The sequence below is a fragment of the Kitasatospora sp. NPDC056446 genome (assembly GCF_042796115.1).
In the GTDB taxonomy this organism is placed as follows: domain Bacteria; phylum Actinomycetota; class Actinomycetes; order Streptomycetales; family Streptomycetaceae; genus Kitasatospora.
The window spans coordinates 23,614-31,004 of sequence record NZ_JBHTRF010000096.1 but is presented as its reverse complement, the minus strand read 5'-3'; the positions used below and the strand labels follow the sequence as shown (position 1 = coordinate 31,004).

The 7,391-nt window shown below is 71.8% G+C and carries 8 protein-coding genes; 1 reads left to right on the top strand and 7 read right to left on the bottom strand.

The window, feature by feature from the left end:
* Positions 1-227: 227 nt before the first annotated feature.
* From ACFQ6N_RS35935 to ACFQ6N_RS35925, 3 genes are all read right to left on the bottom strand, one after another.
* Positions 228-1,031 carry a DUF3710 domain-containing protein gene (locus ACFQ6N_RS35935; RefSeq protein ID WP_380658215.1) on the bottom strand — a complete coding sequence of 268 codons (804 nt, stop codon included), beginning with the start codon at positions 1,029-1,031 and terminating at the stop codon, positions 228-230.
* 69 nt (positions 1,032-1,100) lie between these two features.
* Positions 1,101-1,568, bottom strand: a complete 468-nt coding sequence (gene dut, locus ACFQ6N_RS35930) for a dUTP diphosphatase (protein ID WP_380658214.1) — start codon at positions 1,566-1,568, stop codon at positions 1,101-1,103.
* Entirely contained in the window at positions 1,565-2,146 is a 582-nt protein-coding gene (locus ACFQ6N_RS35925; RefSeq protein ID WP_380658222.1) for a PaaI family thioesterase, read from the bottom strand. The genes dut and ACFQ6N_RS35925 overlap by 4 nt, the downstream gene beginning before the upstream one ends.
* Positions 2,147-2,278: 132 nt before the next feature.
* On the opposite strand from ACFQ6N_RS35925, the gene ACFQ6N_RS35920 reads away from it, so the two are divergent.
* The gene (locus ACFQ6N_RS35920; protein WP_380658212.1) at positions 2,279-2,728 is read left to right on the top strand and encodes a DUF3093 domain-containing protein; all 450 of its coding nucleotides are present in this window, start codon (positions 2,279-2,281) and stop codon (positions 2,726-2,728) included.
* Between the two features lie 291 nt (positions 2,729-3,019).
* Here ACFQ6N_RS35920 and ACFQ6N_RS35915 read toward each other — a convergent pair whose 3' ends face one another.
* The 4 genes from ACFQ6N_RS35915 to ACFQ6N_RS35900 all read right to left on the bottom strand — a co-directional run bounded on the left by ACFQ6N_RS35915 (position 3,020) and on the right by ACFQ6N_RS35900 (position 7,063).
* Positions 3,020-3,319: a DUF4193 domain-containing protein gene (locus ACFQ6N_RS35915; RefSeq protein WP_030057692.1), complete on the bottom strand. Its 300-nt coding sequence runs from the start codon at positions 3,317-3,319 to the stop codon at positions 3,020-3,022.
* Between the two features lie 473 nt (positions 3,320-3,792).
* Entirely contained in the window at positions 3,793-4,776 is a 984-nt protein-coding gene (locus ACFQ6N_RS35910; RefSeq protein WP_380658210.1) for an acyl-ACP desaturase, read from the bottom strand.
* 231 nt (positions 4,777-5,007) lie between these two features.
* Positions 5,008-6,309 (bottom strand): sensor histidine kinase, encoded by a 1,302-nt coding sequence (locus ACFQ6N_RS35905; RefSeq protein ID WP_380658208.1) that lies wholly within the window; start codon positions 6,307-6,309, stop codon positions 5,008-5,010.
* Between the two features lie 100 nt (positions 6,310-6,409).
* Entirely contained in the window at positions 6,410-7,063 is a 654-nt protein-coding gene (locus ACFQ6N_RS35900) for a response regulator transcription factor (RefSeq protein WP_063349384.1), read from the bottom strand.
* Positions 7,064-7,391 lie beyond the last annotated feature (328 nt).

Below are 7,391 nucleotides of genomic sequence, written 5' to 3'. Positions count from 1 at the left end.
CGGACCGCCTTCCAGCGGACCCTCCGGGCTTTCGTTCTTTCGTGTTTCAAGCTTATCAGATGTTTTCCGCTCCGTTTTCCGGAGTTTCATTCATCGGATTTGCTTTCCGCTTTGCCGCCCCGGTCTCCCGTGGCGACTCCGGAACTGTACGGGGACGGGACCGCCACATGCAAATCGCCCCTGCCCGGGCTCCCGGGCAGGGGCGATCAGGGTCGATCGGGACCGGATCAGCGGACCTCGGTGATCTCCGGGCCACGGGCGAACGGGTCGAGCGAAGTGCCGCCGAAGCGGTTCTCGCCCTCGCCGGCGGTGGCAGCCGCCCCGCCGCCGTCGGCCACCATCTGGGCGTCCTCGGGAAGCTTCAGCACGATCGGGTCGCGCGGAGCCATCGGGGTCTCGCCGCGCACGACGACCGTCTGACGGAAGACCTGCTCCAGGATCCCGGCCATCTCCGGCTGCACCGCGGCCTGGCCGGAGATCACACCGCGCAGGAACCAGCGCGGACCGTCGCAGCCGACGAACCGCACCATCTGCACGCCCTGGGTGCCGTCCGGGAGCTGGACCGGGACCTGTGCACGGAGGTGCCAGCCGAGCGGGCCCTCCTCCTCCTCGATGAGGCCGCCCTGGGCGGTGATGCCGTTGGCGATCTCCTCCCGGACCTCCCCCCAGATGCCCTCCGACTTCGGGGCCGCGAAGGCCTGGAGCTGGACGGCGCTGTTGCCGAGCACGAGGGTGGCCGCCACGATCGCGTCACCGGCGACCTCGACGCGCAGCTCCATGCCCTCGACACCGGGGACCAGCAGACCCCCGAGGTCGACCCGCCCCTCCTCGGGGTTCTCCAGCTCGGTGTGGTCCCACGGACCGTCCGGCCGCGGGGCCGGCGGCAGGCCGACCCTGTCGGCCGGGTCCAGCTCGGTCACGTTCTCGCTCTCGGCGGAACCTTCGACGTCATCGGCCGTCTCGTCGGCGCTGATGGCGTCGTCGGCGAGCTGCTCGACAGCGTCCTCGCTCTTCTGGCGACGACGGAACACGGTCACTGTCCTTCCCGGTCCAAGACCGATGCGAATACCTGCTCGGCTTCCTGCGAGGCCGCGGGAATGCTAGACCGCGGCATGGCCGCCGGTCGACCCGAACCCGCCCTCGGCACGTGCCGACCCAGGCAGCTCCCCCACCTCGTGGAAACGGGCCTTCTCGACCTGCTGGATCACCAGCTGGGCGATTCGGTCCCCTCGGCGGAAGCTGACCCCCTCACGCGGGTCCAGATTGACGACGATCACCTTGATCTCTCCACGGTACCCGGCATCGACCGTCCCCGGGGCGTTCACGAGAGCAACTCCGCAACGAGCTGCCAGCCCGGACCGGGGGTGGACGAAGGCCGCGTAGCCGTCCGGCAACGCGATGGCGACGCCGGTGGGCAGGACGGCGCGCTCACCGGGGGCCAGCTCGGCGTCGACGGTGGTCCGCAGATCGGCGCCGGCGTCCCCGGGCTGCGCGTAGGCGGGCAGCGGGAGCTCGGGGTCGATGCGCTTGATCAGGACGTCCAGCTGCGGTCGGGGGGTGTCGCTCAAGGGTTCACCTCAAAGGCTCGTGCGCGCTTCATCAGATCCGGGTCGTCGAGGACCTTGTCGATGTCCTCGGCACGACCGTGCGTGGTGAAGTGTTCCAGCTTCACCTGGATGAAGAGCGCCTGAGCGCGCACGGCGACCGGTCCGTCCGGGCCGCCGATCCGCGCCTCGGCCGCGCTGTAGATCTTGCGGCCGCTCACGCCGGTGACCCAGGCGCGCAGGTGCAGCACCGAGTCGACGGGCACCGGGGAGAGGAAGTCGGTCTCCAGCCGGCCGGTCACGGCGGGGGCGTGCAGCAGCCAGTTGAGCGTTCCGAGGGTCTCGTCCATGGCGGTGGTCAGCACCCCGCCGTGGGCCAGGCCGGGGCCGCCCTGGTGGACGTCCCGGACGACGAACTCGGCCGTGACGTCGAGTCCCTCGCCGGCCACCGCGTCGATCCGCAGGCCGCCGGGGTGCTGCGGGCCGCAGCCGAAGCAGTGTTCGTAGTGGGAGCCGAGCCGGGTGCCCGGGGCCGGCGCCCCGGGGGCGCGCGGCGGCAGGACGGCGTCCGGCGGCGGGGTGGTCGGGGTCGGCGGCGTCACGGGCGCCGGCCGGTCGGCGGGGGTGCTGGGGGCTGTCGTACCGGTCACGGCGCCCCACCCTACCCAGGGGTAGCGGGGTCCCCGGTGGGGGTGGCGTCCGGCGCCCGGTGTCAGGGCGACCACAATGGGGGCATGTACGACGAACGCCTCACGGTGCCGCGCTCCTGGTGGCTGCTCCCGGTCGCGGTGGGCCTCACGCTCGCGCTGATCCTGATCCGGGTCAGCGGCCCGGCCGCGCTGATCGGACTGGTGGTCGGCATCGCCGCCGGCGCGGTCGGGATCAGCAGTTACGGTTCGGCCCGGATCCGCGTGGTCCAGGGCTCCCTGGTGGCGGGCCCGGCCCGGATCCCGGTGGACGCGCTCGGCGCGGCGCAGGCGCTGAGCCCCACCGAGGCGGCGGCCTGGCGCGGCCGGAAGGCCGATCCCCGCGCCTTCATGCTGCTGCGCAGCTACGTCCCGACGGCGCTGCGGGTCGAGGTGACCGACCCGGCCGACCCGACGCCGTACCTCTACCTGTCGACCCGGTCGCCGATGAAGCTGGCGGAGGCGCTGGAGCAGGCCCGGCGCGGCGCCCGGGCCTGAGGAAGCCGGGCCGACGGCCACCGGGGCCCGGTCCGGCCGGGGCCGCCCGAGGCCCCCAGGGGCCGCCGGGAGCCCGGAGGGGGCCGAAAAAACGGAGAGGGACGGTTCCGCTGCTGCGGGACCGTCCCTACGACTTTGTGCCGGCCGACGAGTCGGCCCACTCCGTCCTACCGGGCCCGTCCGTGGGGACGGTCTCCGGACCTGCCGTCCGGCCCCGCTGCCCGGGGCCGGAAGGAACGGTGTGCCGGTCCCGCGGGAGCCGCGGGTACCGGGCCCTGTCCGCCGCGGTGCTCAGGCGCCGCAGTCCCGGCAGATCGGGTTGCCGTTCTTCTCGCTGTACAGCTGGCTGCGGTGGTGGACCAGGAAGCAGCTCATGCAGGTGAACTCATCGGCCTGCTTGGGCAGGACACGGACGGCGAGCTCCTCGTTCGAGAGGTCCGCGCCGGGAAGCTCCATGCCTTCGGCGGCGTCGAACTCGTCGACATCGACGGAGCCGCCGCCCTTGTCGTTCCGCCGAGCCTTGAGCTCCTCGATGCTGTCTTCGTTGAGCTCGTCGTCAGTCTTGCGTGGGGTGTCGTAGTCGGTTGCCATTTTTCGCTCTCCCCCTCCGGGTTTGTGCGGTGTGTGCGGTATCTCCAGCGCACGTAACGCATGGGGGGTCGGTCTTGTGCCCGACCCGAGGCGGAGATTTTGCCTTACTTCAAGCCCTGTTACTCAATCGACACTCAGCCGGGGCTCCATCGGGGTGATCCCCGAGGCTGTGGAAGGCCTCACGCTGGGCCATCACCGACCCTCCGGAGGCCTGGCGAACCGACCACGGACAGTGAGCAGAGATGGTACGGATACCCGCAGAATCCCTTGTCCACCGGGGATGCCGACCGACCCGCCGGATCCGCCCTGAGGCGGAATCCGGTCACGGACCGTGGTCGACACCCTCGGATGGGTGATCACTCTCCGAGGTTGACCGAAATCGTGGAGCGACACGGTGTGAGCTTGGTCACGTTCAGAATCTTCCGGGGCAAACCACGGAAAATCCACCCACTCCGACCGCCTGTCGATGCACCCTACTCGGCGTTCCGCCGGGCCGCCCGCCGAGCCAGCAGCGCGGCCTGGCGCTCGTCGAACTTGCGCGCCTGCGAGTCCAGCCCGTCCAGGAAGACGCCCAGCTCGTTCTGCGCCAGCGCCCCCTCCGGACCGAGGCCGCCGATCTCCATCACCTTGAGCTTGCGCAGCACCGGCTGCAGCACGTCGTCGTGGTGGATGCGCAGGTTGTAGACCCCGCCGATGGCGATCTGCGCGGCCGCGCGCTCGAAGCCGGGGATGCCGTGGCCGGGCATCCGGAAGCCGGTGACGACGTCGGAGACGGCCCGCATGGCCTGGTCGGGGGCGATCTCCAGGGCGGCCTTCAGCAGGTTCCGGTAGAAGACCATGTGCAGGTTCTCGTCGTTGGCGATCTTCGCCAGGAGCTGCTCGCAGAGCGGGTCGCCGGCGTACCTGCCGGTGTTGCGGTGCGCGATGCGCGTCGCCAGCTCCTGGAAGGCCACGTAGGCGACCGAGTGCAGCATGCTGTGCGCGTTGTCGGACTCGAAGCCCTCCGACATGTGCCCCATCCGGGCCCGCTCCAGCTCCACCGGGTCGACGGCCCGGGTGGCGAGCAGGTAGTCGCGGATGGCTATGCCGTGGCGGCCCTCCTCGGCCGTCCAGCGGTGCACCCAGGTGCCCCAGGCGCCCTCGCGGCCGAACATGCTCGCGATCTCGTGGTGGTAGCTGGGGAGGTTGTCCTCGGTCAGCAGGTTCACCACCAGCGAGACCCGGCCCAGCGGGGTCACCTGCGACTGCCCGACCGCCCAGGCCTCGCCGCCCAGCACGCCGTCGAAGTCGCGGCCCTGGCTCCACGGGATGTACTCGTGCGGCATCCACTCCTTCGCCACGCCCAGGTGGCGGTCGAGCTCCTTCTCCACGACCTCCTCGAGGGCCAGGATCAGCCGCGTGTCGGTCCAGTCGCTCGATCCGAGCGAGGTGCTGCTCTGCACAGGGGCGATGGTCACGGTGTTGCTCCCGGGGGACGGCACGCGCGGGGACGGGCGCGTTGGGCGGGCACACGTCGTACGGAACCCTCAGCGGAGTTGCTGACGGACTCACTTACGGTTGCGTAGGTTACGACACCGTAAGTTGCCCGGGCCGGAAAAGACAAGCCGCCCCCGCCAGGCCTTATGTCGTCTTGACGGGCTTGGCGGGGGCGGCTGCGAACGGTCGCCCACGGAGCGGGCGGTCAGCCCTTACGGGGAGGGGATGCGGACCCGCATGGTGAGGCCGCCACCGGCCCGCGGGGTGGCCTCGATGGTGCCGCCGTGGGCGCGCACGACCGACCGGACGATGGACAGGCCGAGACCGACCCCCCTGTCGCTGCGGGTGCGGTCGGCGCCCTTGACCCGCCGGAACGGTTCGAAGATGTGCTCCAGCTCGTACCCGGGCACCACCGGGCCGGTGTTCGAGACCACCAGCTCGCCGCCGCCCGGCACCTGCGTGGTGGCCAGCTCGACCCAGCCGCCGGCGGTGTTGTAGCGCACCGCGTTCTGCAGCAGGTTCAGCGCGAGCCGCTCCAGCAGCACCCCGTTGCCCGCGACCAGGGCCGGGTCCGGCTTCGAGCGCAGCTCGACCTCGCGCTTGTCCGCCTCGGCCCGGGTCTGCTCCAGCGCCCGGGCGGCCACCTCGGCCAGTTCCACCGGACGGCGGTCGGTCAGCTCGTTCTCGCTGCGGGCGAGCAGCAGCAGGCCCTCGACGAGCTGCTCGCTGCGCTCGTTGGTGGCCAGCAGGGTCCGGCCGAGCTGCTGGAGGTCGGGCGAGGCCGCCGGGTCGGAGAGCTGGACCTCCAGCAGGGTGCGGTTGATCGCCAGCGGGGTGCGCAGCTCGTGCGAGGCGTTGGCCACGAAGCGGCGCTGGGAGTCGAAGGAGCGGTCCAGCCGGTCCAGCATGTCGTCGAAGGTGTCGGCGAGCTCCTTGAGCTCGTCGTCCGGCCCGTCCAGCTCGATCCGGCGGTGCAGGTCGGAGGAGGCGACGTCGCGGGCGGTGCGGGTGATCCGGCCGAGCGGGCGCAGCACCCGGCCGGCCATGGCGTAGCCGGCCGCGAAGGCGATCACGGCGAGGCAGACGAGGACGGTGAGCAGCTTGCGCAGCAGGGTGTTGAGCGCCTGGCCGGCCTGGAAGGCCCGGTAGTCGTTCAGCCACTGGTCGAGCGCGGACTGGGTGCTGAGGGTGAGGTTGTCGGGGGTCCGCACCGAGACCTGTCCGTTGAGCACCAGGTGCGGCTGGCCGACCTCCTGGAGCGCCTGCTGGACGAAGAAGTACATCACCAGCAGCAGCACCACGCCGGCCATCAGGAACATCCCGCCGTAGAGCAGGGTGAGCCGCATCCGGATGGTGGGACGGAAGGGCAGCCAGGCGAGCACGCCGTCGCCGGGGACGTAGGCCTCGTTCGACCGGGCCGAGCGCGGGGGGTGGAGGGGCTTGGGCGGGACGGCGCGCGGGCCGCCGGCGGGCACGCCGGAGGGCCCGCCGGCCGGGGGCGGCGGGGTGGTCATGATCGTCCTCTCGGGGCGTCCGTCGGGGCGGGCGCCGGATGGTGGAGTCCCGGGGGCCGGGCCCTGCGCGGACGGGTGTCCGCGGGGCGGGACCCCCGGGTCAGATCCGGTAGCCGGAGCCCGGCACGGTGACGATCACCGGCGGGTCGCCGAGCTTGCGGCGCAGCGTCATCACGGTGACCCGGACGACGTTGGTGAACGGGTCGGTGTGCTCGTCCCAGGCCTTCTCCAGCAGCTGCTCGGCCGAGACGACGGCGCCGCCGGCCCGCATCAGGACCTCCAGGACGGCGAACTCCTTGGGGGCGAGCTGGACCGTGCGGCCCTCGCGGATCACCTCGCGCCGGCCGGGATCGAGCGAGATGCCGGCGCGTTCCAGCACCGGCGGCAGCGGGACGGTCGCGCGGCGGCCCAGCGCCCTTACCCGGGCGACGAGTTCGCTGAAGGCGAACGGCTTCGGAAGGTAGTCGTCCGCGCCGATCTCCAGGCCCTCGACCCGGTCGCTGATGTCGCCGGAGGCGGTCAGCATGATCACCCGGGTCGCCAGGCCCTGCTCGACCACCTTGCGGCAGACGTCGTCGCCGTGGACCAGCGGGAGGTCGCGGTCCAGGACCACGACGTCGTAGTCGTTGACCGCGATGCGCTGGAGCGCGGCCTCCCCGTCGTACACCACGTCGACGGCCATCGCCTCGCGGCGCAGGCCGGTCGCTACGGCCTCGGCAAGCAGCTGCTCGTCCTCGACGACGAGAACCCGCACGGTCGTTGTCCCTTCTCCAGGCCGGCCCCGGAAGCGGACGCACGGCTCCGACGGTGCCTCCATCCTGCCTGGTCCTGCGGTAAAGCAGCGATAAGCTGCCCCTCGGGCACGGGGTGCGGGCCCCCGTCGGTGACGGTTCGTGCCGGTACCACTCCGCTTGGACTGTGACACAGGCAACTTTCTTCCAGCGGGAGGTTTCCCGGCCGCCGGTGCGGGGAGGAGTGCTGCACACCCGCGATCTGGCTGTTGGCCGGTCGCACCCACCCGCCGTGCGTTCATCCGCGCCGGCCCTGGGGCTGGGACATCACCGGGAGCGGCCGCAGGCCGT

What these genes read in the sequence shown, in the direction of transcription:
- ACFQ6N_RS35920 (WP_380658212.1), top strand. Translation starts at nt 2,279, where the DNA reads ATGTACGACGAACGCCTCACGGTGCCGCGCTCCTGGTGGCTGCTCCCG.
- ACFQ6N_RS35915 (WP_030057692.1), bottom strand. Translation starts at nt 3,319, where the DNA reads ATGGCAACCGACTACGACACCCCACGCAAGACTGACGACGAGCTCAAC.
- ACFQ6N_RS35905 (WP_380658208.1), bottom strand. Translation starts at nt 6,309, where the DNA reads ATGACCACCCCGCCGCCCCCGGCCGGCGGGCCCTCCGGCGTGCCCGCC.